This window comes from Methylocystis sp. (assembly GCF_051061225.1).
Classification (GTDB): Bacteria; Pseudomonadota; Alphaproteobacteria; order Rhizobiales; family Beijerinckiaceae; genus Methylocystis.
Genome location: NZ_JBPFEB010000095.1, coordinates 1 through 25,759 on the forward strand (window position 1 = coordinate 1; position 25,759 = coordinate 25,759).

General features: G+C 65.2%; 21 protein-coding genes and 1 tRNA gene. 7 read left to right on the forward strand and 15 right to left on the reverse strand.

Going from position 1 to position 25,759, the window contains the following annotated elements:
* On the forward strand, positions 1 to 126 hold a 126-nt coding region (locus ACR652_RS16455; protein WP_434507738.1), incomplete at its 5' end, for a transposase domain-containing protein.
* Positions 127 to 378: 252 nt separating this feature from the next.
* Here the strand turns inward: ACR652_RS16455 and ACR652_RS16460 are convergent.
* Together ACR652_RS16460 and ACR652_RS16465 are read right to left on the reverse strand one after the other, a co-directional pair.
* A tRNA-Lys gene (locus ACR652_RS16460) sits at positions 379 to 454 on the reverse strand.
* Between the two features lie 111 nt (positions 455 to 565).
* The gene (locus ACR652_RS16465) at positions 566 to 1,117 is read right to left on the reverse strand and encodes a hypothetical protein (RefSeq protein WP_434507563.1); all 552 of its coding nucleotides are present in this window, start codon (positions 1,115 to 1,117) and stop codon (positions 566 to 568) included.
* Between the two features lie 280 nt (positions 1,118 to 1,397).
* On the opposite strand from ACR652_RS16465, the gene mdh reads away from it, so the two are divergent.
* The 4 genes from mdh (at position 1,398) to ACR652_RS16485 (ending at position 6,831) form a co-directional block, all read left to right on the forward strand.
* Positions 1,398 to 2,360: a malate dehydrogenase gene (gene mdh / locus ACR652_RS16470; protein ID WP_434507564.1), complete on the forward strand. Its 963-nt coding sequence runs from the start codon at positions 1,398 to 1,400 to the stop codon at positions 2,358 to 2,360.
* Between the two features lie 297 nt (positions 2,361 to 2,657).
* A complete protein-coding gene (locus tag ACR652_RS16475; protein WP_434507565.1) occupies positions 2,658 to 3,278 on the forward strand; it encodes a carbonic anhydrase in 621 nt (206 codons plus the stop codon).
* 331 nt (positions 3,279 to 3,609) lie between these two features.
* Entirely contained in the window at positions 3,610 to 4,800 is a 1,191-nt protein-coding gene (gene sucC / locus ACR652_RS16480; RefSeq protein WP_434507566.1) for an ADP-forming succinate--CoA ligase subunit beta, read from the forward strand.
* A gap of 234 nt (positions 4,801 to 5,034) precedes the next feature.
* Entirely contained in the window at positions 5,035 to 6,831 is a 1,797-nt protein-coding gene (locus ACR652_RS16485; protein ID WP_434507567.1) for a tetratricopeptide repeat protein, read from the forward strand.
* On the opposite strand, the gene ACR652_RS16490 is transcribed toward ACR652_RS16485, so the two are convergent.
* From ACR652_RS16490 to ACR652_RS16515, 6 genes are all read right to left on the reverse strand, one after another.
* Positions 6,828 to 7,475: a dienelactone hydrolase family protein gene (locus ACR652_RS16490; RefSeq protein ID WP_434507568.1), complete on the reverse strand. Its 648-nt coding sequence runs from the start codon at positions 7,473 to 7,475 to the stop codon at positions 6,828 to 6,830. The two genes, ACR652_RS16485 and ACR652_RS16490, sit on opposite strands and share 4 nt — an antisense overlap.
* 58 nt (positions 7,476 to 7,533) lie before the next feature.
* Complete coding sequence (locus ACR652_RS16495; protein WP_434507569.1) at positions 7,534 to 9,066, reverse strand: amidase; 1,533 nt, start codon at positions 9,064 to 9,066, stop codon at positions 7,534 to 7,536.
* A gap of 3 nt (positions 9,067 to 9,069) precedes the next feature.
* The gene (locus tag ACR652_RS16500) at positions 9,070 to 10,509 is read right to left on the reverse strand and encodes a SagB/ThcOx family dehydrogenase (RefSeq protein ID WP_434507570.1); all 1,440 of its coding nucleotides are present in this window, start codon (positions 10,507 to 10,509) and stop codon (positions 9,070 to 9,072) included.
* 1 nt (position 10,510) lies between these two features.
* Complete coding sequence (locus ACR652_RS16505; RefSeq protein WP_434507571.1) at positions 10,511 to 12,763, reverse strand: TOMM precursor leader peptide-binding protein; 2,253 nt, start codon at positions 12,761 to 12,763, stop codon at positions 10,511 to 10,513.
* A gap of 218 nt (positions 12,764 to 12,981) precedes the next feature.
* The gene (locus ACR652_RS16510) at positions 12,982 to 13,341 is read right to left on the reverse strand and encodes a hypothetical protein (protein ID WP_434507572.1); all 360 of its coding nucleotides are present in this window, start codon (positions 13,339 to 13,341) and stop codon (positions 12,982 to 12,984) included.
* Between the two features lie 173 nt (positions 13,342 to 13,514).
* The gene (locus tag ACR652_RS16515; RefSeq protein ID WP_434507573.1) at positions 13,515 to 15,194 is read right to left on the reverse strand and encodes a carbamoyltransferase family protein; all 1,680 of its coding nucleotides are present in this window, start codon (positions 15,192 to 15,194) and stop codon (positions 13,515 to 13,517) included.
* A 247-nt stretch (positions 15,195 to 15,441) separates the two neighbouring features.
* Between ACR652_RS16515 and ACR652_RS16520 the strand changes: the two genes are divergently transcribed.
* The gene (locus ACR652_RS16520; RefSeq protein WP_434507574.1) at positions 15,442 to 17,505 is read left to right on the forward strand and encodes an adenylate/guanylate cyclase domain-containing protein; all 2,064 of its coding nucleotides are present in this window, start codon (positions 15,442 to 15,444) and stop codon (positions 17,503 to 17,505) included.
* Between the two features lie 224 nt (positions 17,506 to 17,729).
* On the opposite strand, the gene ACR652_RS16525 is transcribed toward ACR652_RS16520, so the two are convergent.
* The gene (locus ACR652_RS16525; protein WP_434507575.1) at positions 17,730 to 18,020 is read right to left on the reverse strand and encodes a hypothetical protein; all 291 of its coding nucleotides are present in this window, start codon (positions 18,018 to 18,020) and stop codon (positions 17,730 to 17,732) included.
* A gap of 373 nt (positions 18,021 to 18,393) precedes the next feature.
* Between ACR652_RS16525 and ACR652_RS16530 the strand changes: the two genes are divergently transcribed.
* Complete coding sequence (locus ACR652_RS16530) at positions 18,394 to 18,921, forward strand: restriction endonuclease (RefSeq protein ID WP_434507576.1); 528 nt, start codon at positions 18,394 to 18,396, stop codon at positions 18,919 to 18,921.
* A 13-nt stretch (positions 18,922 to 18,934) separates the two neighbouring features.
* Here ACR652_RS16530 and ACR652_RS16535 read toward each other — a convergent pair whose 3' ends face one another.
* The 6 genes from ACR652_RS16535 to ACR652_RS16560 all read right to left on the reverse strand — a co-directional run bounded on the left by ACR652_RS16535 (position 18,935) and on the right by ACR652_RS16560 (position 25,716).
* Positions 18,935 to 21,595 (reverse strand): chemotaxis protein CheW, encoded by a 2,661-nt coding sequence (locus ACR652_RS16535; RefSeq protein WP_434507577.1) that lies wholly within the window; start codon positions 21,593 to 21,595, stop codon positions 18,935 to 18,937.
* Positions 21,510 to 22,145 (reverse strand): Hpt domain-containing protein, encoded by a 636-nt coding sequence (locus ACR652_RS16540; RefSeq protein WP_434507578.1) that lies wholly within the window; start codon positions 22,143 to 22,145, stop codon positions 21,510 to 21,512. Before ACR652_RS16540 ends, ACR652_RS16535 begins: the two co-directional genes overlap by 86 nt.
* Before the next feature lie 59 nt (positions 22,146 to 22,204).
* Entirely contained in the window at positions 22,205 to 22,606 is a 402-nt protein-coding gene (locus ACR652_RS16545; RefSeq protein ID WP_434507579.1) for a response regulator, read from the reverse strand.
* 59 nt (positions 22,607 to 22,665) lie between these two features.
* Entirely contained in the window at positions 22,666 to 24,711 is a 2,046-nt protein-coding gene (locus tag ACR652_RS16550; protein WP_434507580.1) for a methyl-accepting chemotaxis protein, read from the reverse strand.
* A gap of 146 nt (positions 24,712 to 24,857) precedes the next feature.
* Positions 24,858 to 25,415: a chemotaxis protein CheW gene (locus tag ACR652_RS16555; protein ID WP_434507581.1), complete on the reverse strand. Its 558-nt coding sequence runs from the start codon at positions 25,413 to 25,415 to the stop codon at positions 24,858 to 24,860.
* Positions 25,416 to 25,428: 13 nt separating this feature from the next.
* Complete coding sequence (locus ACR652_RS16560; RefSeq protein WP_434507582.1) at positions 25,429 to 25,716, reverse strand: chemotaxis protein CheB; 288 nt, start codon at positions 25,714 to 25,716, stop codon at positions 25,429 to 25,431.
* Positions 25,717 to 25,759: the final 43 nt, after the last annotated feature.

The window sequence follows — 25,759 nt, forward strand, 5'->3', positions numbered from 1 at the left end:
GTCGATCCGCAGGCCTATATCGCCGATGTCCTCAATAAGATCGTCGATGGACATCTCGCCAGCAAGCTCGACGAGCTCATGCCCTGGGCTTACGCGCAGCCGATCGCTCTCAAAGACGTGGCCTGAAAACAGCGCTTACGAGTAACCGACTGAGGCGGGAGCTTTGGAGAAGAGAGGCCGCTGCCGCGACTCGGTGAGAGGCGACGCTTGCATGGAGGCTCTTGCAGGGAGAATCGGAACGGTCTTCCGCGCCTAGCGGTGTCGTCGCCGCGCAGCCAGACGACTTGAGGGAGCCTGACACGACTCTCCAACGGGTCCGTTACAGGTCCTCTGGAAGTTTTTGCTGGCTCGGCGACTTGCCTAAGCTATTGATTTCATTGGTGGGCGCACTAGGGCTCGAACCTAGGACCCGCTGATTAAGAGTCAGCTGCTCTACCAACTGAGCTATGCGCCCGTCCGTCGGCGAAGTCGCCCTCGGAACGTGGGGAGCGAATATCAAATGCCCGCCCCCCTGTCCAGCGCCGTCTCGCCGGCCCCGCGAAATTTTTGTGACCGCGACGGGCGCTTATTTGCGGGGCCAGCCGTGAACCGCCCGCACGCGGGTCACGAGATCCGACCACGGCCCCTTGTAGGCGTTTCCGGCCTCGGGCGTCGGCGCGGCCTGTTTCCTGGCGCAAACCTCCTTCGCCCCCTCGGACTTCGGTCCGTCGGCGAAGAAATAGATCACGTTGAGGCGCAGCGCCGAATAGTACTGGTCCAGCACCGTGCCGCGCTTCAGCACATTCGTGCCCCACACCGTGTTCTTGCGCTCTCCCGGAGCGCCGGCGGGCTTGAAGCCGTAGCCATAGTCGCCCTCGCCGTGCACAAGGTCGAATCGCACGTAACAGAGCTCGCCCTTGGGGGGCTCGGGCTGGAAGACCAGCTCCCGCGCCACCACCGCGTCCTGGTCATTGTAGCGAACCGTCGTGTCGACTGGAAAATGCCAGACGTCCACCCGCTCGAAATGCTTGAGAAACTCGGCCTCGTCGGGGTCCGTCGCCGCGCCCGCCGGGCCAGTCGTCAACGCGGCCAGTCCCGCGATGGCGGCCAGTGTGCAGCGCAAAAAAGAAATGCCCATTTCCTGATCCCTCAGGCGCCCTGAACGGCGCTCCGCTTGGCAGGTGGGAAACGCCCGCGTCCCTCGCAAGCCCTGCGACATTTGCGCCCGCACCGGCCCGGCGGCCCCGCGCGGGACCGGGCCAATGATCGCAGGCGCGGCCGAAACCCACGTTTTGCGAGACAGATGCGCCGCCTTGCTCCGATCGAGCTTGGCTTGGGTGGAAAAAGCGGCCCCGCGTCTTCCCTCGCGCGCAAAAGCGCGCTAGCAGTTTCGTGGAAATAACAGCACGAGATTGATTATGTCGCGGAAAAAAATCGCTCTGATCGGCGCCGGAAATATCGGCGGAACGCTCGCCCATCTGGCCGGCCTGAAGGAGTTGGGCGACATCGTGCTGTTTGACATCGTCGACGGCGTGCCGCAGGGCAAGGCCCTGGACATCGCCCAGGCGTCGCCGATTTCCGGCTTCGACGCCAATCTGTCGGGCGCCTCGGACTATTCGGCCATCGCCGGCGCGGACGTCATCATCGTGACCGCGGGCGTGCCGCGCCAGCCGGGGATGAGCCGCGACGACCTCCTCACCGTCAATCTCGGCGTGATCGCCAAGGTCGGGGCCGGCATCAGGCAATACGCGCCCAACGCCTTCGTCGTCTGCATCACCAACCCGCTGGACGTGATGGTCTGGGCGCTGCAAAAGGCCTCGGGCCTGCCCACGAATCGCGTCGTCGGCATGGCCGGCGTGCTCGATTCCGCCCGCTTCCGCTATTTCCTCGCGGAGGAATTCAAGGTCTCGGTCGAGGACGTCAGCGCCTTCGTGCTGGGCGGCCATGGCGACGACATGGTTCCCTCGGTCCGCTACTCCACCGTCGGCGGCGTCCCCCTGCCCGATCTCATCGCCATGGGCTGGACGACCCAGGCCCGCATCGACGCCATCGTCGACCGCACCCGCAAGGGCGGCGGCGAGATCGTCGGCCTGCTCAAGACCGGCTCCGCCTTCTACGCGCCAGCCACCGCCGCCATCGCCATGGCCGAGAGCTATCTGAAGGACAAGCGCCGCGTGCTGCCCTGCGCCGCCTTCCTGAACGGGGAATATGGCGTCAACGGGCTTTATGTCGGCGTGCCGGTCATCATCGGCGCCAATGGCGTCGAAAAGGTCATGGAAATCAAGCTCGACGCGGCGGAACAGGGCATGTTCGACAAATCCGTCACGTCCGTGAAGACGCTGATCCAGGCCGCGAAAGCGCTCAATTCCAATTTCGCCTGAGCCAGCCGCGGCGCATCCCCCGGCGCCGCGCCCCCTGCCGCCGCGCGAGGGGGGCGGGCGAGGCGATTCGGCCCTCGCGGCGGCGCCTTGCTGAGCGCTTCCATACACGCGCCCAATGGCGCCGCGTCGCACCCCCGCCCCTGAAACGTCTGAACGTCTTCCCCTTTTCGAACAGCGGCGGCGCCGGCGCGGCCTGTCGCCGGGCTGCCCTTTCGCCGCGAAGTTGACGCTGGCCCGCTCCTTGCTGAAAAACATTGCTGCGCTTTGCGTTACAGAAAGTCCGGGAAAGCCCGCCGCATGTCCAAGCACACGATCGACCATCTCCTCGACGGCAATCAACAGTTCGTCGCGGAGGAGTTTCATCCGCACGCCGCCTATTACCAGGCGATCGCCCGGCGTCAGGCCCCGAGGGTGCTCTGGATCGGCTGCTCGGACTCCCGCGTCAGCGAAGACGTGATCACCGGATCGCGCCCCGGCACCATGTTCGTGCACCGCAACGTCGCCAACATCGTCGCCTTCAACGATGTCAACATCGCCTCGATCATCGAATACGCCATGGCGCATCTGAAGATCGAGGACATCATCATCTGCGGCCATACGCGCTGCGGCGGCATTGCGGCGATCGAGGACGGCGTGCACGAGAATTACATTGCCGACTGGCTCTGCATCGCGAGCGGAGCCAAGGCTGTCGCCGACCGGATCGCCACGGAACGGAAGCTCTCCCGCGAGCAGAAGCTCGAAGTGCTCACCGAGGAGAATGTCAAATTGCAGATCAAGCATTTGCGCAGCCTCGCCATCATCCGGAACATGCGTGAGAAGGGGACGCTGCCGCGCATTCACGGCTGGCTCTACCGGGTCGAGACCGGCAAGATCGACGTCCTCATCGATGGCCGCGAGGGGCATGGCGCGCCCCCCTGACGCCCTTCCCGCGCGGCCTCGAGGCGGCGCGGAAAGGCGCTTTCCACGATTTGCGCCAGACCGCAGCCAAGCCTCCCTCTTCCCGCCCCGGCGGGGAGAGGGTCCGGGTGAGGGGCAGGCCGCTTGTCCGGGCGCCGCGAAAGGTCCGGCCAGCGGCGCGCCCTGGACGTCACAGGCGCAGCCACGCCCCTCACCCCAGCCCTCTTCCCGCATGCGGGAAGAGGGAGGAACGCCCCGCGACCTCCCGTCCGCTTGACGTAGCTTTCGCGCCATGGCCATTAGTCGCCAAGCCCGAGCGGCGCGCCGTTTTGCTTTGAGGAGAGACTTCGGCATGAATATCCACGAATACCAGGCCAAAGCCATTTTGCGCGCATTTGGCGCCCCGGTCGCCGCTGGCATTCCGGTTCTCAAGGCCGAAGAGGCCGCCGCAGCGGCCAAGCAGCTCCCCGGCCCGGTTTACGTGGTGAAGGCCCAGATTCACGCCGGCGGACGCGGCAAGGGCAAATTCAAGGAAGGCTCGGCCGGCCCGCAGGGCGGCGTGCGCATCGCCAAATCCATCGAGGAGGCGGAAGCCTTCGCCAAGCAGATGCTCGGCGCGACCCTCGTCACGCTCCAGACCGGCGAAGCGGGCAAGCAGGTCAACCGCCTCTACATCGAGGACGGCGCCGCCATCGACAAGGAATTCTACCTCTCCATGCTGATCGATCGCGCCACCTCGCGCATCGCTTTCGTCGTCTCGACGGAAGGCGGCATGGACATCGAGACCGTCGCCCATGACACGCCTGAGAAGATCGTGACCTTCTCGGTCGATCCGGCCACCGGCCTGATGCCCCATCACGGCCGCCGCGTCGCCGACGCGCTCAATCTCAAGGGCGACCTCGCCAAGCAGGCGGGCGACCTCGTCGAAAAGCTCTATGCGGCCTTCGTGGCCAAGGACATGGAGATGCTCGAAATCAATCCGCTCATCACCACCAAGGACGGCAAGCTGCGCTGCCTCGACGCCAAGGTGAGCTTCGAGAACAACGCGCTCTACCGCCATCCGGAGCTCATGGAGCTGCGCGACCTCTCCGAAGAGGACGAGAAGGAAATCGAGGCCTCCAAGCACGACCTCGCCTATATCTCGCTCGACGGCAATATCGGCTGCATGGTCAACGGCGCCGGCCTCGCCATGGCGACCATGGACATCATCAAGCTCTATGGCGCCTTCCCGGCGAACTTCCTCGACGTCGGCGGCGGCGCCACGGCCGAGAAGGTCACGGCGGCGTTCAAGATCATCACCGCCGACCCGAATGTGAAGGGCATTCTCGTCAACATCTTCGGCGGCATCATGCGCTGCGACACCATCGCGACGGGCGTGATCCAGGCGGTGCGGGAAGTCGGCCTCAAGGTGCCGCTGGTCGTGCGCCTCGAAGGCACAAATGTCGAGCTCGGCAAGAAGATCATCGGCGAATCGGGCCTGAACGTCATCGCCGCCGACGACCTCGACGACGCCGCGCAGAAGATCGTCAAGGCGATCTCCTGATCGAAGGACAGACGGCGGCGATCCGCCGCCTCGCGATCGACGAAGGGACGGCGAGGGCCGTCCCTTTTCTTTTGGGCGGCCCCACGCCGCAGGGACGCCCCGCCCTTTCGCCTTGCGTCCGGAGCGTAAAACGGCCATCTTCTGGCACGACTCTCGGCATTCCCGGCCACTCGTCCAGGCGGTCCGGTCGCGCCTTGCCATGGGCCGCGCCGCCTCTCTTCTAGGAAAGCGCCTGTGCTCCAATTCGCTCGTCCGCTCGCCTCCCTTTCCCGCGGCGTCAGGCGCCGGCTGCTGCGGCGCGGCGCGGCGCTGGCCGCCCTGTCCCTCGCCTGCTGCGCCTTCCCCCACGCGGGCTTCGCGCTGGCGCGGGAGGGCGGGAATCCTCTGTCGGTTTCCCGGCCTTTCGAGGTCGGCGCCAGTCTCTCCGGCAATTACCTCGCGGCCATCGTCGCCGGCGCCGAGCGGGACACTCTGGCCGCCTCGACCTTCTTCCGCGAGGCCCTGCGCGACGATCCCAACAACCAGGATCTGATCGACCGCGCGTTCGTCGCCGCGCTCGCCAACGGCAATATGGCGGAGGCGGCGTCGCTGTCGTCGCGGGTCATCGCCCATGACAAGAGCAACGGCCTCGCGCATCTCACCAAGGGCGTCGATCTGTTCAAGAACCGCCGCTATGCGCCGGCGCGGGCGGAATTCGCCAAGGGCGGCGGCGAGCGGCGCCAGGACATCACCACGACGCTGCTGACCGCCTGGACCTACGCCGGCGCCAAGGACACGCGCAAGGCGTTGCAGACGCTCGACAAGCTCAATGACGAGCCGTTCATCGTCTTCCGCGACTATCACGCGGCGCTCATCGCCGATATGGGCGGGGACAAGGCCGAGGCCGAGAAGCGCTTCAAATCCGCCTATGCGGCCGAACGCAACACGCTGCGGCTCGTCGACGCCTATGCCCGCTTCCTCGCCAGCCGCGGACAGCGGGACGAGGCGAAGAAGATCTACGAGGGCTTCAACGAAGTCGCCCCCAATCATCCGATCATTCTGGCGGGCATTGCCGCGCTCGACGAGGGCAAGCCGCTGCCGCCTTTCGTGCGCACGGCAGATGAAGGCGCCGCCGAAGTGCTCTACGGGCTCGGCGCCGTCGGCGGCCGCCAGGGCGACGAACTGGCCTCGCTGATCTATCTGCGGCTGTCGCTCGCCCTCGCGCCGGAAAACGCGCTCGCCATCATCACGCTCGGCGACGTTTACGAGCGGATGAAGCAGCAGGAGGCGGCGATCGACCTCTATGACAGCGTGCCAAAGGACAGCCCGCTGCGCGTCAACGCCGACGTTCAGGCGGCCCTGATCCTGGAGACGATCGGCAAATCGAAGGAGGCGACCGACCATCTCTCCGCTGTCGTCGCCGCCAATCCCAAGAATCAGGAAGCGCTCACGGCGCTGGGCAATCTCCAGCGCTCGCGCAAGCTCTTCTCCGACGCCGCCGCGACCTATACCCGCGTGCTCGATCTTCAGCCGAAGAACGACAAGGGTCTCTGGCTGATCTATTACTATCGCGGCATCGCCAATGAGCGCCAGAAGGACTGGAAGGCCGCCGAGACGGATCTCAAAAAGGCGCTGGAGCTCAATCCCGACCAGCCGCTCGTGCTCAATTACCTCGGCTATAGCTGGGTCGATCAGGGCGTCAATCTGGACGAAGCCTTCAAGATGCTGCGCCGCGCCGTCGATCTGCGGCAGCGGGACGGCTATGTCGTCGACAGTCTCGGCTGGGCCTATTACCGCCTCGGTCGCTATGACGACGCCGTGCGCGAGCTCGAACGCGCGGTCGATCTCAAGCCGTCCGATCCGGTGATCAACGACCATCTGGGCGACGCCTATTGGCGCGTCGGCCGCAAGCTCGAAGCGCAATTCCAGTGGAATCATGCGCGCGACCTCGGCCCGGACCCTGAAGACCTGCCGAAGATCCTCGACAAGATCAAGAACGGCCTCAACGACACCCCCGCCGTCGCCAACGCCAGCGGCAAGTCCGGCGGCTAATCCGGCTGCTCACGCGGGAGATGCTCGAGGAACCAATCGCCCGAGAGGGCGACGACATCCTCGAGCTTGCCCGGCTCCTCGAAGAGATGCGTCGCGCCGGGGACAATGGCCAGCTCCGCCCGACAGCGCAGGGCGGCCAGCGCCTGCCGATTGAGCGCGAGAACCTCCACATCGTCGCCGCCGACCACGAGCAGCGTCGGCGCCGCGACGCGCGGGAGCGCTGCGCCCGCAAGGTCCGGACGCCCGCCGCGCGACACGACCGCGCCGATGTCATCGGGCGCGTCGGCGGCCGCGACCAGAGCCGCGCCGCCGCCCGTGCTGGCGCCGAAGAGCCCGATCGGAAGACGCCCCGTCTCCTCTTCGCGCCGCGCCCAGTCTACGGCGCCCCGCAACCGCTCGGCGAGCAGGGGGATGTCGAAGACGTTGCGGCGGTCGGCGGCTTCCCCGGGCTGCAGCAGATCGAACAGCAGGCAGGCGAAGCCGCGCGCCGAGAGCCTCTCCGCCACCCGCGCGTTGCGCGGGCTCAGGCGCGACGATCCCCCGCCATGCGCGAAAATGATCAGGCCGAGCGGCCGAGCGGGCAGATAGAGGATGCCCGGCAGGCCGGGCGGCTCGATTTCAACGTCCCGGATCGCGGCCCGCATCCCTGCCTCCTCTCGCCAGACGCCCGCGGTGGCCCCGCCGCGTCGTGACCAAGACGCGCTACAGGAGCGGCGGCGTGAAGCAGCCGAATTCGCGCTCCATGAGCATGGCGACCATCAGCGGCGTGCGATCCTCCAGATAGGGTCCGATGATCTGCACGCCGATGGGCAGGCCAGCCGCCTGGCCGATTGGCGCGACCGTCGCGGGAAGCCCGGGCGGCGTCGCCAGCGTCGCCCAGACGAGCTGCGCGTCGAGATAGGAGCGGGACATCCCATCCACCCGCAGCCGGCGGGCTTCGAGCGGCAGCGCGTGATTGTGCGGAAAGGCGAGCGTCGGCGCCGCCGGACAGATGACGGCGTCCAATTCCTGGAAGAGCGCGGCCCAGCGCCGGCGAAGCTCCGCACGCTCGGCCTCCGCCGCGAGCCAATCGCGATAGCTCAGCACCGCGCCGCGCGCGCGCTCGGCGGCGAGACTGCGGTCCTTCGGCGCGCGCGCGGCGGCGGCGGCGAAGAGTTTCTCATACTCCAGCGCCGGAAGGCCCGCGCCCCAATAGGCCGACATGAGCCGCGCATGAAGGCGGGCGGATTGCCCGAGATCGGGCAGCAAGGACGACTTGTCGGAAACGCGCGCGCCGGTCCGCGCCAATCTTGCCGCAAGCGCCGCAAGCGAGTCCCTGATCGCCCGCGCCGTTGGCCCGAGCGGATGCGTGTCGATGACGAGGACGCGAAAATCCCCGAGTCTGCCCTGCCGCGCCGGCGGCAGGTCCAGCCTGTAGCCCGGCTCCTCGGGCCCCGCGATCAGATCGAGCGCCAACGCGAGATCGGCGGCGCTTCGCGCCATCGGTCCGACCGCCGCAAGGACGTTTTCCGGCGGCGTCGCCGGCCCGCCGGGCGGCGCGTGGCCACGGCGGGGCGCGAGGCCGTAAGTAGGCTTGTGCGCATAGACGCCGCAATAATGCGCCGGCGCGCGCAGCGACCCGCCCATGTCCGAGCCCAGCGACAGCGCGCCGAAGCCTGCGGCCAGCGCCGCCGCCGAACCGCCCGAGGAGCCGCCCGGCGTCAGCCGCCGGTTCGAGGGATGATTGGTCGTGCCGTAAACGCTGTTGTAACTCTGCCAGTCGCTGAGCCAGAGCGGCACGTTCGTCTTGCCGAGAACAATGGCGCCCGCCTTCTTGAGACGCGCCGCCGCGACGGCGTCTTCCACCGGCGTGAAGTGACGGAAATGCGGATCGCCCCAGCAGGTCGGCAGGCCGGCGATGTTGAAGGATTCCTTCACCGTGACCGGGACCCCGAGCAAAGCGCCCGTCTCGCCGCGCGACAGCGCCGCATCGGCGGCCTTCGCCGCCGCCCGCGCGCGATCGAAATCGCGGACGACGACGGCGTTGATGGCCGGGTCGAGCGCCTCGATGCGCTTGATCGTGAGGTCGATCAGTTCGACTGCGGACATGTCGCGCCTGCGCAGCGCGTCCGCGAGCGCGCGCGCCGAGGCGTACTCCCATTGCGAGCCTGAGATTTTTTCGGCGCATGCGGGAGCCAGAGGCGCCGCCGCCAGCGCGCCCGCCCCGATCAGAACCTCGCGTCTCGTCGCGCTCATGGATTACAGTCGGTCGGACCCGCCGTCCGCCGCGCGAGACCCGATGGCCATATGGCCGACTGGCCCTTCGACATGGAAGGGCAGTCCCGTGATGCGCGAAAACAGGTCGATGTCGCCAACCCCGATGGCGCAGGCGCCGAGATTCATTTCAGTCGACATCAGATAGAGAGTCTGCATCAGCACGCCGACATGCTTCAGGATCAGCGCATAGGCGAAGCCGCTGTATTTCCAGGACACGCGGCCGAAGCGCGCGGCGATGGTGATCAGGATCTGCGGCGGCCACGGCGCGCCCATGGCGAACTGGCCATCGTCGATCAGCGCGCCGAGCTGGCGGTCGTTTGCCGCGATGGCGACGAGCGCATGGCGCTCGGCGTCGTAGTGATAGAAGCCGCGCGGCAGACCCTCGCATCTGCCAACGGCGAGATAGAGTTCGAGCTCATAGCTCGCACCGCCCGAAGGATAGGGACGCGCGGCGATGTCGAGCCCCGGCTCGTCGCCCCCGCCGTCGCCGATCGACTGGCGCGACACGATCCGCGCGGCGCCGTCGAGAAGGCGCGCCACCTCGGCCAGCGTGATCGGATGCTGATCGTCATAGACGCGTTCGGAATGCCGCGCGCGCAGCAGCGCCGCGCAGGCCGAGTCGGACGCGCCGGGAAACTTCGTGAGGTCGATCGCGGGGCCGGGCCAGGCCGGCCGCACCGCCGGCGGTTGCGGGACGAGACGCGCATGGGCGTAGAGCCCCCCGGTCGGATTGGCGTGGCGTCCGTTCGTGCTGCGCGCATGAAAGAGCAGATCGTGAAACTCCCACAGGAGGAGCGCGTCGTCTCCCTCCGACGCGCGCAGGCCCTTCCCGGCGTCGAAGGGATGGAGCATCTGACAATCGCACAGCAGCGCGAGCAGTTCCGCGCCGGGGAACATTCCCTCCGCACGCAGTTCGGCCGCCGTCCTTGGCTTTGCGAGGCTGGCAAGAGCGGATGCGAGACGCGCGTCGCAGAGCATGACGGCGGCGTTGGCGCGCGGCGACTCCAGCACCATGTCCTCCCCGCGCCGTCGCAGATAAGCGAAACGCGAGAGGACGAGCGGCGTCGCTTCATCGATGTGAGGCAGGCGCGGCGCGTAGTCCCGCATCTGCGGTTCGATGATCGCCATATCCTTGCCGTCGGCGCCGACGAGCCGGTATTCCACCAGTCCGTGAAGGGCGAGCCTGCGGCCCGCGTCGAGGATTTCCTTGTCCTCGGGCGCATCGCGCGCGCGCGCAGGGAAGATTTGCACCCCGGAGGCCAGTTCCGCCGCGCGGCTCCGCGCCCCGGCGCTGAACTTGCCCAGCGGAAGCGTCTCGCGGTCATAGCGCGCGGAAAGAATCCCGCCGGCCTCTTCCTTCAGCGAAACGCCCGGACAGAGTTGCAGCAGGAGTCGCGCATGCGCGTGGGTGTCCGGGCTCAAATCAGGTCCGTGGGAAAAGTGGATTGAGATCCGGCTCCCGCGTCGGCCGCTTGCGCAGACCGAGCGCGACAGGCACGTCGTAAAGCCTGCCGGGTCCGAAGCGGCGGTAGAAATGCCGCAAGCCCGGCACGATCACGCGCACGACAGGAACCTCGACGTCCGGCCGCGTCTGATCGAGAACCAGAAAATCGAACCCTTTGCGCGCCATATGCGTCACACAGGCGAGCACCTGCTCGCGCCGGTCGAGCGTGGCGAAGGTCTTGAACGGCGAACGCGCAAAGGACGCCTTGCCCTTGGGGCGGACATAGGGGTGTTTGCGCAGGGGCAAGGGATCGCCGCCACCTTCGCCCTCCACGGGCGCGGGCCGGCCTCTCAGCTTTTCAATGGCGAGAAACTGATTGAGCTCGGTCATCGCGCGCAGCGTCGCGATGCGCGGATCGAAATGCGCGCCGGCGGCGACTTCGATGAATTCCTCATCGCCCTCTGTCCAGTGCGCGATGGCGACGACGACGGGCACGCCAATGTCATTGGTGACGTCGAGCGCCCAGACGTCGCGCCCCGTTGCGGCGAACGCGGCGCGCAGGTCGCGGATGTAACTGTCGCCGAGCTTGTCGAGATCGACCTGCGGGCATTGCAACCGGTTGTACCACCAGATGGCGTAGGCGTCGCGTTCGACCAATTCGAGGAAGCCCTGGAGAATGGCCTCCTCGATGGTGTTGCCAGCGGCGCAGCCATTGGAATCCGCGCTGAAGCTGCTGTCGCAGCCGGCCTCGTGAAAGAAATACAGAAGGCCGGTCGGCGCATGTTTGAACCGCTCGTCGCGCAACGACCAGACCGGCGACCATTCCATTTCGGCGGAGGGATCAAAGCGTCGCGGCGCGCCGTCGCTTGTGCAGCAGCCGCTGGCGCTCTCCTGATACTGCGCCTCGCTGAAGTGGATGATCTCTTCCGGATGAATGGCGTCGCCGGCCGGGAAGTCGATGAAGCGGCGGGTCGCCCGGACTTCGTCGCCCTGGAAAATCCCGCAGTAACGCTCGATCGCCTCCATCAGGGCGCTGGCCTCGCCCTGCTCCGCCGTGCTGCCCTTTCCATAGCTGTCGCCGCTCAGCCCCGCCTGCAACGCGTCGACGCTGTCGGGACGCGGCGAGAAATTGTGGCGGGCGACGAAGCTCGCGTCGAGCGGCTGATCGCTCCTGATCCGCTCCAGATGCGACACCACGCCCGTGAGCGGGCTGACATGTTTGCGATACCGCGAGACCGTCTCGGCGGGCGCCATCGATCTGTAGCCGCCGCTCGTCACCACGATCCGGCCGCCGGCGCGCAGCCGGATTGGAAGCGGCCTGCGCGCGGGGTCGCGCAATTCGGCGGCGCCGCAGACCGGGCATTGCGGCCGGGTCGGCACATAATGGCGCGCCACCTCGGAGCCGAGCATGTCGAGGCTGACGATATGCTCGTGAAGATCGGTGCGGAAGCCGCTGGCGATGGCCTTGCCGATCTCGGCCGCCGCCAGGCCGAAGCCTCCGCGACCCAGCGCATTGGCGCCGAGCGGCGACGCCGAAACGCAGCGCGCCGACGCACGGTCGAGAAAGGCCCTGACCTGGCGGTTCCATCTCATCCGGTCGGCGAGACATTGCCAGCACGGCCCCTTTCCGGGGCTGAACATTGGCCCGACCAGCGGAAACACGCCCGTCGGCTGAACGAGAAGCCAGTCCCTCTCCTCCTGAAGGCGGCGTCGATTGACCGCGTCGAGGGCCTCGTCGAGATAGTCTCCGACGAGCACCGCCGTCAGATCGGCTCCCTCGTCGACGACACGAACGCCGAAATCGCGCAGGGCCTCCGCGAACGCGTCGCGGCCGGCGACGCCGATCGCTTCGATCCCGACGCCGACCTCGCGCAGATTCTCCGCCGCCGACTGCGGCTTCAGACCCAGGCTCGCCCAATAGGCCGCCGTCGTGTCCTGCGCCGCGCCGCCCGGCAGGAGAAATCCGCGATCAATCAGCCTCCTGAAAGCCTCCTCGATCTTGGCCACGGGAAACTGCGCGGCGAGCGCATGGACAATCTGCGGCTCGGTCTCGCCGGCGCCGATCCGCTCGGCGAGCGCGCAGTAGAGCGCGCCGCGCAGGAAGAATTTGCGGTTCTCGGAATAGAGGCAGACCGCGTCGGGCGGGAGAAGGTAAACGGAATAATTGGGCGAGAAGCGCGGCGCGCTGTCGGCCTGCTCCTGCAAATGCCGCGTGGGGGCCTCTAAGGTCATTCGAACGCCGCGAGCTGACGCCACAAAACCGCCGCCAACAGGGCGACGCGCCTGGCGTTTCCGGATCGACATGTCATGCGGGGCGGGCGCGTCTTTCCGGACGATGGCGGGGAATCTCGACTCTCAGCCAAACGCGCCCGGCTGTCCCGATCCGGTTTGCATCGGATCGGGTTTTTCGTCCGCTTGCCCGTTCGCAGGAAAGCGCGCCGAATGCCGGACTAGCCGCCGCAGCCGCGGCACCCACGGCACCCGCCGCAACCGCGACACCCGCGACACCCGCCGCAACCACGGCAGCCGCGACAGCCCCAACCCCACCAGGCGACGGTTTCGGGCTTCGCGTCCTTGACCTCCTCGCGGTCGAACAGGCGGAACGAGCTCATGCCGACGTCGAACGCTTCCTCCTCGTGGAGGTCGACGTCGAGCGCGCGCATGTTGGGATTTGTGGACGCGGGATCAACGGCGGCTTCGGCCGGAGCATTGGCGTAGACGGCGCCAGCGAGCGAAACCGATACGCCGATCGCGCCGAGGGCTTTCTTACCCCGTTGTGAATCCTTCGTGTGGTCTGATGAACGCGCCATGTTTTCGCCTCCACAAAGGTGATCTGATCTGCAAAGCCCCGCCGGAAAATTGTAGCAGCCGTCTGACGATCGTCAATGCGTCTCTTCCACAGGCGCCGAGGCGCCGCGCCCCCCGCCATCCGCGCCCCGGCACAGAAAGGCATTCCTAACCAACATGTTGGGACGTTTCCTGCTCACGTTTCCGATGTGAGGAGAATATCGCCCATGAACAGCGCGTCCAGACCGGCGCCGCGGAAGGTGGCGATGGCGTGCGCGGGGGTGCAGACGATGGGCTCGCTGTCGTTGAAAGAGGTGTTGAGCACGAGCGGCACGCCGGTGCGTTGATAAAAATGCGTGATCAGCGCGTGATACCGCCGATTGGCGGCGCGGCGCACGATCTGAACGCGGGCGGTGCCGTCCTCGTGGATTACGGCCGGGATGCGCTCGGCCCGTCCCGGCCGGGTTGGGCAGGCGAACAGCATGAACTCCTGGCTTGGCGACGGCGGACCCATATCGAACCAGTCTTCCGCATGTTCCGCGAGCACGCTGGGCGCGAAGGGGCGGAAATCCTCGCGACGTTTCACCCTCCGGTTGAGAATGGCGCGCGTGTCCGGGCGACGTGGATCGGCGAGAAGGGAGCGATTGCCGAGCGCGCGCGGCCCAAATTCCATGCGTCCCTGAAACCACCCGACGATATTGCCGTCGGCGACCATGTCGGCGGCTTCTCGCGGAGCGTCCTTGCACTTGCGCGGCGTGAGCCCCGCGGCCCGGACGGCGGCGAGAATCTCGCTTTCGTCGAACTCCGGGCCGAGATAGGGCGAAGCGCCGCCCGTCGGCTGGCGCGCGCCATGCTGCGCGCAATGGGCGGCCAGCGCGGCGCCAATGGCGGTCCCGGCGTCATGCGGGGCCGAGGGAATGAAAATCTCCCGGAACGGCGACATGCGCGCGATCCGCGCATTGGTGACGCAATTGAGCGCCACGCCGCCCGCAAGGCACAGGCGCTCGCCGCCGGCGACCTGTTCCAGACGACGCAGCAGCGACAACACGGCGGCATCGGTCGCCTCCTGCAACGCCGCCGCGACATGCATGTGATGCGCGAGGAAATCGCCGTCGGGCGCGCGGCGCGGGCCGAACAGCGCGTCGAGCCCGCGCGGATCGACGGACTCGAATCCGACAGCCTGAGCATCCACGCAATAGCCCTGCGCGCCCGGCTGCAGGATGTCGGCGAACTCCCGGCGGAACACCGCCGGGTCGCCATAGGCGGCCAGTCCCATGACCTTGGCGGCGTCGTAAGGCGAAAAGCCCAGATAGACGCTCGCATGCTCCCACAGGAATCCGAGCGAGTGCGGATAGCCCAGGCTCTCGATGACGCGAATATGCGTTCCCTCGCCCCGCGCCAGCATGGAACAGTCGGCTTCGCCGATGCCGTCGATGACGAGGATGGCCGCCTGCTCGAATCCGGAGGGATAAAAAGCCGAGGCGGCGTGCGCGACATGATGCGGCACATATTTGAGCGCGCGGCCCATGGACCGGCCCATCATCTTCGCGACGGCGCCGTCGACCTGCTCGAGCGACGTCAGAAACACATCTTCGAGACTTTTGTCCGGCCACCACTCGGGCTTGAATTTCGCGCGCCTCAGCTTCGGTTCGAAAGAATAGGCGACGATGTCGATCTCCTCGGGCCTCAGGCCGGCGTGATCGAGACAGAAACGCACCGCCTGTTCGGGAAGCTCCTGCGGATTGTCCACCCGCGCCTCCTTGGCGTGCTTGACGCGTGAAAATCTCTCCTCCTCGCAGGCGGCGCGCACCTTTCCATCGACCACGATGGCCGCCGCGGACTCGTGAAAGACTGCGTTAATCCCGAGAATCTTCATCTTGCGCTCACTCGTTCCGCCCTCTCCGGGCGCCCATCACGAAACGGCGCCCGCCCGACCCGAGCGCCCGGCTCCCGGCGTTTCGGGCCATGTCTCCCCTTTGATGATGCCGCAGCTTTCCCGAAACGGAAACCGCCTCCGCCCCGCGCGCAAAGCTCGCGCCCGCCGGCCCGCAGGTGCGCGGAGCCGCTTCACAAGCGGGAAAAATTGACGCATTCAGGCAATCGGTTACGGACCAGGAAACAAAATGTTCGCCAGATCGTCTTTCGCCTCCCGCCTCGTCGCCCTCGTCACAGGCTCGGTGATCACCTCGACGCTGCTCGCGTCGGGTCTCTCGGCGTGGTCCTTCTACAGTGACAATCTCGTTGAAATCGAACGTCAGGGTCTGACCGTCGCGCGTCTGCTCGCGCGCGCCTCCGCCGTCGCCAACCAGACTCCCAAGGATGTCGAGCAGGTGATCGCCAAACATATGATCGTCGCCGCGACGTCCTTTGCGGAATTCGTCGCCGCCGCGGAAAAGGCGGGGTTTACGCCCGCGCAGATCAACGACCGGCTGACGCGCGCCGTCGACAGAACCATCCTCGATGAAATCTGGATCACGGATGAAAAAGGCTTCGCCTATCTCCATACCAATACATCCTCGGATTTTCAGTTCAGCCCCTCTGCACGCGACCAACCGCAGGCGCATCAGTTCTGGGAGCTTTTGACCGGCGGGAAGGAGTCCATCGTTCAGGATATTCAGAAGCGCGAAATCGATAATGAGAAATTCAAATATGTCGGCGTTCCCGGCGTCGACAAGCGGAGGATTGTCGAAGTCGGTTATAATGCGCGCTACTTCGACAGCCTCGAAGAACAGATCGGCCTGCAACGCGTCGTCGACAGCCTCCTTGCCGGCGACGAAATCGACGCCATCTTCATCTTCGACACCGGCTCCCGGCTGATCGTGAGCCCGCGCCCTGGCGCCGAGCCAGAACCCGGAAAACTCAGCGACGCGGAAATCTTGCCGGTCGCCGGCGTGCTGAGCACCGGCGTGCCGAAATCCATGCAATCCGACACGAGCCTGAGCGTGATCGCGCCCATCAATCGCGAGGACGGCGCCCTGCTCGGCGCGGCCCTGATCCGGCTGCCGATCACCCGGCTCGGCGAACATGTTCGCGCGCAGCTCCAGGCGGCGCTGGCGATCTCCGTTGCGACCTCGCTGCTGGGCGCGGCCATGGCCGCCTGGATCGCTCGCCGCCAGACAGCTCCCATCGAGGCCATCACCACAGCCGCCAGCAATATTGAGCACGAGCATGTGCTCGACGAGGGCCTCGCCGCCGTCGCCGCGCGCGGCGACGAACTTGGTCAGCTCGCGCGCGTCTTCCGAACGATGGCGCAGGAGTTTCTCACGCGCGAAAAGACTCTGGACGCTCTCGTGGTTCAGCGCACCGCCGCGCTCGAGGAAAAGAACAGCGAACTCGAACGTCTCTCCGCCCGACTGTCGAAATATCTTTCTCCGCAACTTTATGAAACGCTTTTCCGCGGCGCCAAGGTCGCGCCGACCTCCTCGCAACGCAAGAAGCTGACCATCCTGTTCGCCGATATCGTCTCGTTCAGCGAAATCGCGGAATCCCTCGAATCCGAGGATCTTACCCGCGTCCTCAACGAGTTTCTCAATGAGATGGCGGAGGTCGCGCTCAAACATGGCGCGACGATCGACAAATATATCGGCGACGCGGTCATGGTCTTCTTCGGCGATCCGAAAACCCGGGGCGTGGCCGAAGACGCCCGCGCCTGCGTCTTCATGGCGATGGAAATGCTGGAGGCCGCCCGCCGCCTCGACCACAAATGGCGCGAGTCCGGCCTGGGCTGTCCGCTGCAGATCCGCATCGGCGTCAATACGGGCTACTGCACGGTCGGCGACTTCGGCAGTCAGCAGCGCATGGACTACACGATCATCGGCCATCAGGTGAATCTCGCGGCGCGCATCGAAAAGGCCGCGGCGCCCGGTTCGATCCTGCTGTCGCACGAGACCTGGTCGCTCGTCCGCCGGTCGATCAGATCAGAGGAGCAGGCGCCGATCGTCGTGAAAGGCATCCACGCGCCCGTGCAAACCTATAAGGTCCTCGGACCCGCCAAGGCGCGCGGCGACGCCCTCATTCACGAAGAGAGCGAAGGGGTCCTGCTCAAGGTCGATCTCGACGCCGCCGACAGGCGCGAAGTGAAGCGGATATTGAGCAGCGCGCTGAAGCAGATCGACGCCAGGACCGACGCTGGCGAGGATGGGCGTATCGACGGCAGGCGTGCGCCGGCAATCGAGGAAGAGCGATAACTAAATGTAACTTTTATTCACAACATACCTGGCCGCAGAGGCCTTTCCTGGGTGCGTCGACTGCGACGCCCCATCGGCCTGGCCAAGGGGCCGCGATGTTCAGTTGGCCTCCCACGATGAAGCCATGACAGACATGGACCGCCTCTCGTGAAAAGCCGACAAAATCAGGATAGTGCAAGCGTTCAGCGGCGGCCGGACGAACCCCGCCCGCACGCGACCTGGCGTCAGCCGAGCTGATAAATATAGGAGGGGCTGATTCCATGCTTCCGTGCGAGGTCCGCGACGGGGACGCCGGCCTTACGCTCGGCCTTCAACATCTTGCGGAACGCGGTGAGATCCTTCCCGGAGCGACGGATGCGAGAAGGGCCGTTGCTGGAAGCGGAACGGCCGCCCTTCGTCTCCTTCTCGCCCGCCTTCTCAAGAAGTGTCTGGGCGATCGAGATGATCTTTTTAAGCTGGGCGGCGTCTGCGGCAGTCAACTGCATCGGGTCCTCATAAGTAACTGGATAACGCATTAATATGCCCCACCAAGGACTTTGTAAATCACGCTTTCGATAATTTTTTACTACTAGTGCGACGCCTGGCCGCCACCTTCGACACATGAAGCGCACATCACCCCTAAGTGAGAATGTCAACTAATGGACCAATATAATAAAATCGTCTGCGAACGCTTCAGCGCAGTTGACGCGTTTATTCTTTGCTAACTGTCGCTAAGTTACAGCAATTGCGAGGCAATTGGCGCCGGCGCTCCCTCGTTGATCGACAGTGCGGCGGATCAGCAGGAGCGCCCTGTTCAGCTCGTGACGCCGGCGCCGGAGGGCCCGGCGCCAGCGAGCGCCCTCTCAGGCTGCTGGCGCGTTCGCTGGAACGAGGCCATGAAGACAGGCGATGCGACACAACCGCAATACACCGGGTCTGGCCGTCTGGGTTCTTTGGACAGCGGGGTTCACATTACTGTCGGGACCATTCTGGCCCCGCGCCCCGGGGCTTGTCTTCATGGGGCTGGGGCTTTTCGGCGTTCTTCATCTCGGCGTTCTGATTTTCGAGCGGATTTCCCTGCCGCAATTTGACGAGAAGATGACCCCTGCAGAATTCGAACACTATTGCGCCGAGGTTTTGCGCGCCTGCAACTGGACAGCGCGCGTCACGGCAATCAGCGGCGATCAGGGCGTCGACATTGTCGCAGAAAAGCGCGGCGTGCGGATCGTCCTGCAATGCAAAAAATACGCGAAGCCGGTCGGCAACCGCGCCGTGCAGGAGATCGTCGCCGGAATCGCCCATGAAGAGGCCGAGCGCGGCGTCGTCGTGACGACGAGCGGTTACACGCGCGCGGCAGAACGACTGGCCGCCTCCAATAACATCCTGCTTTTGCACCACAACGACTTGCCCCGCCTCGACAGGCTGCTCGGCCGCTGACGAGGCGGCCGCGTCACGACAGGATCCGCGCCATGTCCAGCACCATGCCGATTTCGCCGTTCGACAGAAGCGCGCAACCCATGACGTTCTTGATTGCCGAGAGATACCCCTTCATCGGGCGCACAATGACCAATTGTTCGCCCACCACCTCGTCAATGGACAGAGCAATCTGGCTGGAATTGCTTTCGGCGATGACAAACAGGCATTTGAGCTCCGCGCCCCTGTCCCGCGGGGCGAGAATCAGCGAGCGTGTTTCGGAACTGTCCGAAAGAAAGCGGATCGGCACGATCCTGTCTGGTCCGAGTTTCACCTGAATGTTGCGGCCATCCGCCGAAAGGTAAATGAGATCGCGCAGGTCGCAATGCACGATTCTCTGGATGGCGTGAATCGGCACGACATACATGATCGGCCCGGCGCGCACGATCATGCCGCCGAGCACAGTCATGGACAAAGGAAGAACAACATCGAAGCGCACGCCGCCCGCCGCCGACGCGCCAACCTGCACCTCTCCGCCTCTGGACCGGATCGACTCCTTCACCGCCTCCAGCGCGGAACTGGATCGCGTCGCCTCGTCGAGCCCGGCGCCGTCGTCTTCGACGGTCGCCACCACGCGATCCAGATAGCGCACGATGCCGACGCGCATCTCGGCTTCGGCCGCCTTTCCCTTTCCGAGCCGCACCGCCGGCGGCTCGACGCTATGGGTGATGGACATGGAAATCAGCGACCGCAGCGGTTCGGCAAGCCTCTCCAGAAGATCCAGATCGATCTGGTCGGTCTGATGAAAGGGCGAGAAGCGCAGCGCGCGGGCGTGACGCTGGGCGGCGCCCGCCGCATATTCGATCAGGAACTGGATCAGAGTCGACGCCGGACGCGAGCGGGCGGAGACTGTATCCTCCTGGAGCTGATGCAGCCGTTTGTCGAGCTGGGTTTCAATCTGGATCAGACGCTCGAAGTCATCCTGCCAGTCCTGAAGCTGACGATTGACAACGTCGCGCGCCCTCCCCCAGGTCCCGTGAACCGCCATCGCCTGATCAATGATGGCAAGCACGCGCTTCTGCTCGAAGCCGGCGAGAATCTCGCGAATGGCGCCATGTCCGGTGACGATCTCCTCGATCGATTCCAGCATTTGCGCCGACGACGCCGATGATCGACCCGCGCCGCCATCGAAGCGACTGCCGCGCGAGGCCTCTTCCACGGCGCCATCCACGCCCTCGACGCAGGCATGGCCGAGCACTTCCATGATGCGAAGCGCGTCGCCGCTCGGATCCAGCTCGAGAAGCTCCGCCGTCACACCCTCCGGATCAATCCGCGACGTCAGCAGGAAGTCGAAAATCGGCTTGTCGGCGGGAACGGTGATGCAGCCGATCATCTTTCCGCTGGCGTTGACCCAGTCGAAAAAGCGGTTGGTGAGCTCCGGAAAGGGATCAATGTCCGCGCGGACGATGAAGAAGCGTTCGCCCCTGGCGTAGGCTTCAGCGGCCGCCTTCGCGCTTTCCGGCGTCAGAATGCCTTTGAAGCTTGCCGGCAGCCGGAGCAGGTTTTCCATCGATCGCACGGGCGCCGCGCCGCTCAGCACTTCCGTGACTTCCACGGTCTCACTGAGGAGGCGCTGCATCGCCTCCCCATCTTCGGAGCGCAGGGCTTTCTCCGAGACAAAGGCGCCGATGGCGCCGTTGAACGACGCCATCACCTTCAGCAACACAGGGTCGGGAGGGATTTCTCCGGACGCCACGCGAGCCGACAGATCGAGCAGAACGACCGCCACGCGGCCGGCGACCTCCATGCCGAGATAATGGCAGGCGCGTCGCAACCGCTCCTGGAGCGCGACGACTTTTTCCCAGTCCACCTCCTCCGGCGAACGATCCAGCGCGGCGCCCAGTTCCGACAGCGTCACCGGCATATGGTTGGCGTGCCAGGATTTGAGAAGCCGCGCGGCCTTTCTGGATGTCCCCGCCGAATGCGCCAGGCCGAGTTCCGAACTTTCGATGAGGCACAGATCCTCGTGAAACTCGGAGAAAAGCTGTTCGAATTTGCGGAAATCCGCAAGCGACGCCGGCAGCCCCGCCACCGTGTCGGCGATGCGAATATAGCCCTGCCTGGACGCGGCCTTCTGCATGGGCGCGCAAAAGGCGTCGATGCGGCAGCCTCTGGGATCTTCCGCCGACAACAGCAAATCGCAAAGCGCATCGAGGGGCCCCGCGATCTCTCTCAGAAATGCGCCCGCGCCGAAGCCGCCGGTCTCTTCCACCATGAACGAGTCCGTCTCATGCGCCGGAGCCATCTCCGCAACATCGGCGTCTACAAGCACGTCGTCGCGAAGCGCGGACATCCCCTGTGCGATGGGCGACGGCGTTTCCGCTGGCGCCTGGGGCGCAGAAGCGGGCGCCGGAGGGGGGGCCTCTGTCTCCGGAAGTCCGCTCGCGCGACGATAGAGTTTCTGCGCCCTGTCGAGCAGCTCCAGCAGACGCGCCTCGTCGGACGCCGCCGAATAAAACTCGGCGGCGAGCTTCGGCCATTCGGCGATGCCGATGCGCGTCGCCGCGTTATTCAACATATCCGCCGCGTCGAAGATCGCGCGAACCTTTGCATCAGCCTCGAGCTGCGGCGCCCTCACCGCCGCGGAAATCGTCGCGATGGACTCGCTTGCAATTTCGAGGAATATCTTGAGATACATGGGGATCGGTCGACAGATTTTCCCCGGCGCCGGCGAAAACCACCGCCGTCTCGAATGAGTCCCCCTTGTCGGCGGGCGCGGCGGTTGGCTGCGCGCGCGGAAGCGGCGTTGCGCCTGCGTCGTCCGGCCGCCCTGTCGCGCCCGCGTCCGCCTCGCGCAGCCGCGCATATTTGTCCTTCATGCGATATGTGATGTCCGCGCTCACCGCTTCATCCGCGTCGCGGCGCGTCGACACGGCGAGCTCCATCATCTCACGCAGACGATCAGAGGCCTCGAGAAGCAGTTCGAGCATTTCGGCGTCGAGTTCGACACCCTCATCGCGGACAAGCCCGACAAGATCCTCGGCGATATGCGCGCAGGATTCGATCGCAACGAGCCCAATGAGCCTCGAATTGCCCTTGAAGGTGTGCATCGCCCGAAAGAGCTCGGCGATCGCGTCGCGGTCGCAAGCGTCTCTGCGCAGCTTAAGAAGCGCCGCCTCGACCGTATCGAGCGACTGGGCCCCATCGTCTGCATACAATGCCCAGATTTCGTCAAGATCTTCGGACAAGCGGCGGTCTCCGTCGGAACGCTGTGGCGGATGCTGATCAAAAAACTCCGGCGACCCGCTCAGGCCGCCAGCACACGGGACATGACGCGCGCGAGCTCGGCGCCGCGCTTATCCGCCAAATCCATGGAAACCGCCCCAGACGGCTTGGTGATGATCGCGTCGGCGCCAAGCGAACGCGCTTCCGAAGCCTGCCGGGACCCGGCCGAGGCGACGGATGACAGAATGACGACTTTCGCACGCGTCCTCATCTTGGCGTGACGCAGAAACTCCAACCCGTTCATACCGGGCATCTCGATGTCCAGCAGGATGAGATTGAGGTCGGGGAATTTTGACAGGAGCTCCAGCGCCACCTTTCCGTTCTCCGCTGACGCCACCACCTTGAACTCCGGCAGCGACGAGACGAAATTCGAAATCACCACGCGCATCATGGCGGAGTCGTCGACAACCATAACTTTGTGCATCTTTCTCTCCATGGAACGGCGGCCACGCTGTCGCGCGGGCGCCCAAGCGATGGGTCGCGTCAGAACCCGGCGAAGCCGCGCTCATCCTGATCAAGCGGAATGATCGCGCCCGGAGACTTGCGATGCTTGCCGCCCGCGCTCGCCATCTTCGCAGGCGCCTGCAAGCCGCGCTGTTGTGCGCCGAGAAGCGCCTTGAGCTGCTCCACCATCTCCGCCGTCATGCCGTTGAGGCCCGGCAGACCCATGCCGCCGCCATGTGCGCGTTCCCGAAGCCGGAAGCGGCGCACGCCCTCGTTCATCACTTCGGCGAGCTTGCCGAGTTCGGAGGCGGAGGCCGCAAGCTGCTCGGCCTGCTGGCTCCCTTCCTGCGACGACTTGCTGACCTGATTCATCGCGATGTTGATCTGCGAGATTCCGCGCGACTGCTCCGCGCTCGCCACCGCGATTTCCGCGACGAGATCCTTCACCTTCACCACATTGCCGACGATCTGATCGAGCGCGTCGCTGGTCTCGCGGGCGATGGTGACGCCCTCATTCACGCGCTTGACGGAATCCTCGATCATTTCCGCGGTTTCACGCGCCGCCTTCGCGCTGCGCCCGGCGAGATTTCGCACCTCCTGAGCGACGACGGCGAAGCCCCGTCCATGCTGGCCGGCGCGCGCCGCCTCCACCGCGGCGTTGAGGGCGAGCAGATTCATCTGGAACGCAATTTCGTCGATGACCTTGATGATCTTGCCGATGCTCTGAGCCGAGGCGCTGATCGCGTTCATCGCTTCGCTCATGACTTCCATCTTCGCCTGGCCATGGCTGGCCGCCTGCGAGGCGCTGATCACGAGCTGATTGGCCGCATTGGCGTTCTCGGTGTTCGCCTGCACCTGGGAATTGGTTTCCGTCACGCTGGACGTGACTTCCTGAACGGCCGCCGCCTGCTCCTCGGAATTCGACGCCATGCCCTGCGACGCCGAGTTGAGCTGCTCGGAAGAAAGTCCGACCTGTTCGACGGCGTCGACGATCTTGTAAAGCGAGTTGTTGATCCCCGTCATCGCCGCGTCGAACGCTTTCTTCACCGCAAGGAAATCGCCGCGGAAGTCGCCGTCCAGATTGGCGCTGAGATCATTGCGTCCAAGCGCCTCGATCGCCCCCGCGATGTTGCGAACCGGCCCGATGACCGAGTCGAGCGTCTCGTTGATGCCCTGAATGATCTTGCGAAAATCACCTTGGTGACGCCGCGCGTCGGCACGCTCCTGAAGCTGACCCTGCGTGCCGGCGACCGAAAGCCTGTTGACGTCTTCGACCAGCGCCTCGAGATTGGAGCGCACTTGTTCGGCGTCGCTCTGCAGCGAGCCGAACGCGCCCTCGAGCGGCGCATCGGCGACCTTCGTCAGATCGCCATTGGCGACGCGGTTGAGACCCGCGCCGACTCTGGCGAGACAGGCGCCGCTGATTTCGATCAGCTTGTTGATGGATTCGCCCAGCAGCTTGAAAACGCCGTTTGCGCCGCTCAAATCGACGCGACGCGAGAAGTCGCCCCGCCCGGCCGCCTCGATCGCGGCGATGAATTCCTTTTCGATGCGCGCCTCGACCGTTCTGTCGATCCACTCGACCGCGACGGCGGCCTTCCTTCCGCCATTGTCGAAAATCGGCGAGGCCACAAGCGAGAAATTTCTGCCGCCGACGACGATCTGAGTGCGATAGGTTGACATCAAGCCTTCGAGCACGCGGCGTTGATGGCGCGGATCACGATGAAATGTGTCGATATTGGAGCCCACGACGCGGCTCGCGCTGAAATTTGGCAGATCCCTGCGCACGTCGGACTCAGCCGTAGACAGCATGTCCAGAACGGAACGGTTGGCGTAGAAGATGCGTCCGTCCGTGTCGGCGATCATCATCGAAACCACCGAATTGTCCAGCGCCTGTCGCGCACGCTGATTTTCGGCGATGTTCACGGCGGTTGTCTCCAGCGCCGCGTTCAGCTCGCTCACAAGCTCCGCCCAATCGCCGCTGACGCCCGCGACATTGGCGCGCGCGTTCAGATCGCCGGCCTTCAAGGCGCGGATGGTGCGAATGACTTCGCGCAGCGCAGGCGTATATTCCACATTTGACATGACGCTTTCCTTCATTTCATCTGGCAAGGATCGGACCGAGGAGCCCGACATGCTGAGGGGGTCATCATCCGGGTTCGGCTTCTGAGATCCCGGAGCGGGCGTTTCAACGGTCCCCCCAGGGGGATCGGGACAATCATCGGCGGCGCTCATTGGACGGGTCCGGCGTCGGCCATGTCCTGGAGTCCCTCGCCAACGAGTTTGCGAATATCGAGCAGCACGGCGACCCGGTCGCCCGATTTGCCGAGACCGCGAATGAGACTCTCATGCGTGCGGCCCGAATTGAACTTCGGAGCAGGGTCGATCTGGGACGGCGGAATTTCCAGCACGTCGCTGACATTATCGACGACGAGGCCAATCGGCACCGAGTCGACGTCCAGAACGATGATCACGGTCCGCTCCGTGTAAGGTTTCTCCACCATCTCGAAGCGGCAGCGCACATCCATCACGGGAATAACTTTTCCTCGCAGATTGATCACGCCCTTGATGAATTTCGGAACGTCCGGAACCTGCATGACACGTTGCATGCCAACGATCTCGGTGACAAAGGCGATCCCGAGGCCATATTCTTCCCCGGACACGCCGAAGGTCAGGAACATGTCCTCGATATTATTTTCTTCGTTGAAGATGAGGTCGGCGGTCTCATTTTCGAACTTGCGCGACGGCGCACGTCCTTCCCCGCTCTCTCCCGTAACGGCTTCGGCCATGATCGTCTCCATATCAGTTTCGTTTGGTCGCTCTCGTCAGGAACGCGGGAATCTTCTGTAGAGGCGCGACCAGCTCGGCGGCGCCGATTTCATGCGCCGCTCTTGGCATTCCGTAGACCACGCAGGTTGCCTCATCCTGAACAACTGTGCGCCCGCCTGCGTTTCGGATCGACAGCAGCCCCGCCGCGCCGTCCCGTCCCATCCCCGTCAGAACGGCGGCGGCCGCATTTCCGCCCGCGGCCTTGGCGACGGAATTGAACAGAACGTCGATTGCGGGCCTGGGAATTGACCTCCGGGCCATCCTTCAACTGCACACGGTATTCGCGGCCGGAGCGAGCGACCGT

Excerpts from the sequence above, each read along its gene's own strand:
- ACR652_RS16530 (WP_434507576.1), top strand. The coding sequence starts at position 18,394 with ATGCGACACAACCGCAATACACCGGGTCTGGCCGTCTGGGTTCTTTGG.
- ACR652_RS16555 (WP_434507581.1), bottom strand. The coding sequence starts at position 25,415 with ATGGCCGAAGCCGTTACGGGAGAGAGCGGGGAAGGACGTGCGCCGTCG.
- ACR652_RS16560 (WP_434507582.1), bottom strand. The coding sequence starts at position 25,716 with ATGGCCCGGAGGTCAATTCCCAGGCCCGCAATCGACGTTCTGTTCAAT.
- ACR652_RS16465 (WP_434507563.1), bottom strand. The coding sequence starts at position 1,117 with ATGGGCATTTCTTTTTTGCGCTGCACACTGGCCGCCATCGCGGGACTG.
- ACR652_RS16535 (WP_434507577.1), bottom strand. The coding sequence starts at position 21,595 with ATGTATCTCAAGATATTCCTCGAAATTGCAAGCGAGTCCATCGCGACG.
- ACR652_RS16495 (WP_434507569.1), bottom strand. The coding sequence starts at position 9,066 with ATGAGCGCGACGAGACGCGAGGTTCTGATCGGGGCGGGCGCGCTGGCG.
- ACR652_RS16515 (WP_434507573.1), bottom strand. The coding sequence starts at position 15,194 with ATGAAGATTCTCGGGATTAACGCAGTCTTTCACGAGTCCGCGGCGGCC.
- sucC (WP_434507566.1), top strand. The coding sequence starts at position 3,610 with ATGAATATCCACGAATACCAGGCCAAAGCCATTTTGCGCGCATTTGGC.
- ACR652_RS16525 (WP_434507575.1), bottom strand. The coding sequence starts at position 18,020 with ATGCGTTATCCAGTTACTTATGAGGACCCGATGCAGTTGACTGCCGCA.
- ACR652_RS16505 (WP_434507571.1), bottom strand. The coding sequence starts at position 12,763 with ATGACCTTAGAGGCCCCCACGCGGCATTTGCAGGAGCAGGCCGACAGC.
- ACR652_RS16550 (WP_434507580.1), bottom strand. The coding sequence starts at position 24,711 with ATGTCAAATGTGGAATATACGCCTGCGCTGCGCGAAGTCATTCGCACC.
- ACR652_RS16510 (WP_434507572.1), bottom strand. The coding sequence starts at position 13,341 with ATGGCGCGTTCATCAGACCACACGAAGGATTCACAACGGGGTAAGAAA.
- ACR652_RS16475 (WP_434507565.1), top strand. The coding sequence starts at position 2,658 with ATGTCCAAGCACACGATCGACCATCTCCTCGACGGCAATCAACAGTTC.
- ACR652_RS16520 (WP_434507574.1), top strand. The coding sequence starts at position 15,442 with ATGTTCGCCAGATCGTCTTTCGCCTCCCGCCTCGTCGCCCTCGTCACA.
- ACR652_RS16545 (WP_434507579.1), bottom strand. The coding sequence starts at position 22,606 with ATGCACAAAGTTATGGTTGTCGACGACTCCGCCATGATGCGCGTGGTG.
- ACR652_RS16490 (WP_434507568.1), bottom strand. The coding sequence starts at position 7,475 with ATGCGGGCCGCGATCCGGGACGTTGAAATCGAGCCGCCCGGCCTGCCG.
- mdh (WP_434507564.1), top strand. The coding sequence starts at position 1,398 with ATGTCGCGGAAAAAAATCGCTCTGATCGGCGCCGGAAATATCGGCGGA.